The following is a 2,096-nucleotide window of genomic DNA, read 5'->3' as shown; positions in this document are numbered from 1 at the left end:
CCGCCGCGTGGGCGCGACCGGCCGCCACGGCATCGCAGCCGCACGGCCCTCAGCCACACGGCCCTCAGCCACATGGCACCGCAGCCGCCCGACGGCCTCGCCCGGCACTTCCCGCCGCGCCCGGCCCCGCCCCCGCAGGGGTCAGCTCAGCCGGGGAAACTTCGCCTGGAGCGTCCAGATCGCCGGGTTCTCCCCCAGGTCCTCGTGCAGATCCGTCAGGTCGGCGATCAGGTCGTGGAGGAAGTCACGGGCCTCGCGCCGCAGCTCGCTGTGGGAGAACGTCAGCGGTTCCTCCTCCGCCCGCATCCAGTCCGCCTCGATGTCCACCCACCCGAACCGCCGCGCGAAGAGCATCCGGTCGGTCGACTCGGTGAAGTCCAGTTCCGCGTACTGCGGCCGGGAGGCGCGGGACCCCGCCGGGTCCCGGTCGATCCGCTCGACGATGTCGCACAGCGCCCACGCGAAGTCGAGCACCGGCACCCACCCCCACGCCGTGGACACCTCGCGGTCGGCCTTCGTGTCCGCGAGGTACACGTCGCCGCAGAACAGGTCGTGGCGCAGGGCGCGGACGTCCACGCGCCGGTAGTCCGTCTGCGGCGGGTCCGGGAAGCGGTTGGAGAGGGCATAGCCGATGTCGAGCACGCCCCGATGGTGTCATGACCGCGCCCTAGGATCTCCGGCATGTCCCGACGAACCCGCGCCGCCGCCGTAGCCGTACTCCTGCTCCTGAGCGGGTGCAGTTCCGACGACGGCGACGACACGGAGGGCGCGGCCGGTGTCGGGGACCCGTACTTCCCGAAGGCGGGGAACGGCGGGTACGACGTCACGCACTACGACCTGACGCTCGACTACACCCCCGGGACCCGCCGTCTCACCGGCACGGCGGTGATCACGGCGCGCGCGACGCGGCAACTCACCTCGTACCACCTCGACTTGACCGGTCTGGACGTCGAGAAGGTCACCGTCGACGGGGAACCGGCGAAGACGAGTCGCTCCGGGCAGGAGCTGACGGTCCGCCCCGCGAGCGGCCTCTCCGAGGGCAAGGTCTTCCGGACGACCGTCCGCTACTCCGGCACCCCGCAGACGATCACCGACCCCGACGGGTCCGAGGAGGGCTGGCTCCCCACGGCCGACGGGGCGGTCGCGCTCGGGGAGCCCGTGGGGTCGATGGCCTGGTTCCCCGGCAGCCATCACCCCTCCGACAAGGCGACGTACGACCTGAGAGTGACGGTGCCGGAGGGGCTGACGGCCGTGTCCAACGGGGAGTTGGTGAGCGAGAAGGCCGCCGGCGCGGGGCGGCGTACGTTCGCCTGGCGTACCGGGGAGCCGATGGCGAGCTATCTCGCGATGCTGGCGGTGGGGAAGTTCGAGGTGCGGCGTACGGCTGTCGACGGGCTTCCGGTGTATTCGGCCGTCGACACGACTCAGGTGGCCGCAAGTCGCGCTGTTGTGGGGCGACTTGGGGACGTCCTCGACTGGGCCGCGTACAACTTCGGGCCCTACCCCTTCCGTTCGGCCGGGGTGGTCGTCGGGCGGGCCGGTGACGCCGGGTACGCGCTGGAGACGCAGAACCGGCCCTTCTTCCCCGGCCCGCCCGAACTCTCCCTGCTCGTCCATGAGTTCGCCCATCAGTGGTTCGGGGACTCGGTGACGCCCCGGACCTGGCGCGACATGTGGCTCAACGAGGGGTTCGCGACGTACGCCGAGTGGCTGTGGTCCGAGGACCACGACGGGGACACCGCTCAGGAGATCTTCGACGCCGTGTACGCCGGGGACTACTACGACGACGCCGAGGCCAACGAGGCCATCTGGGCGTTCGCGCCGGGTGATCCGCCGGGGGCCGAGCAGATCTCCGATCCGCCCGTCTACATGCGGGGCGCCCTGGTCGTACACCGGATCCGGCAGATCCTCGGGGACGACGCGTTCTACGACTTCTTGCAGGGGTGGACCCGCGAGCATCGTCATCTCGTCGTCGACAGCGGGCAGTTGAAGGCGTACCTGGAGAAGGTGGCCCCGGGCGAGGACTGGGACGGGGTGTGGGACGCGTGGGTGTACGGGAAGTCGAAGCCCTCTAGCCTCGTGCTTTCGCGAGTGGG

Annotated in this window: 2 protein-coding genes; one reads left to right on the top strand and one right to left on the bottom strand. The window is 70.9% G+C overall.

Annotation, left to right across the window (positions count from 1 at the left end):
- Positions 1–141 precede the first annotated feature (141 nt).
- Positions 142–642, bottom strand: coding sequence for a hypothetical protein (locus AOK24_RS14795; protein WP_055720534.1), 501 nt, complete (start codon positions 640–642; stop codon positions 142–144).
- Positions 643–681: 39 nt separating this feature from the next.
- Here AOK24_RS14795 and AOK24_RS14790 point away from each other — a divergent pair.
- Positions 682–2,096 (top strand): M1 family metallopeptidase (locus AOK24_RS14790; RefSeq protein ID WP_063799450.1); only part of this gene is annotated, 1,415 nt, incomplete at its 3' end.

The organism is Streptomyces niveiscabiei (assembly GCF_001419795.1).
In the GTDB taxonomy this organism is placed as follows: Bacteria; Actinomycetota; Actinomycetes; order Streptomycetales; family Streptomycetaceae; genus Streptomyces; species Streptomyces niveiscabiei.
The sequence above is the reverse complement of the archived record's forward strand: the minus strand, read 5'-3'. Positions and strand labels throughout refer to the sequence as shown.